Annotated in this window: 1 protein-coding gene; it reads left to right on the top strand. The window is 51.4% G+C overall.

All coding sequences use genetic code 11. The features are described 5' to 3' along the window. Positions 1–253, top strand: a 253-nt coding sequence (locus SB822_RS59000; RefSeq protein ID WP_410859364.1) for a winged helix domain-containing protein, incomplete at both ends; no start/stop codon positions are given.

The following is a 253-nucleotide window of genomic DNA, read 5'->3' as shown; positions in this document are numbered from 1 at the left end:
AAGCCGAGTGTCGTCTTTGATCCGCCGCAAAGGCCGCTCAACGAAGCGCGTTTTATCAGTGAAGCATCGAAGTTCGGAGTGCGACTGGACCGCAAGACGAGTTTGTTGTACAACCGCCGCTTTTTCTTCATAAACGGAGAGAAATTTCCGTTTGACGGCTCGAAAAAGTGGCTCTTTGATCTCGCAGATCACCGATGTCTGAGTGCGAAACGCTTTGTAACACTCTCACACGATTCGTCGGTGACAGCACGGC

This window comes from Paraburkholderia sp. SIMBA_054, from assembly GCF_046534875.1.
GTDB lineage: Bacteria > Pseudomonadota > Gammaproteobacteria > Burkholderiales > Burkholderiaceae > Paraburkholderia > Paraburkholderia hospita.
This window is presented reverse-complemented; position numbering and strand designations above follow the sequence as displayed.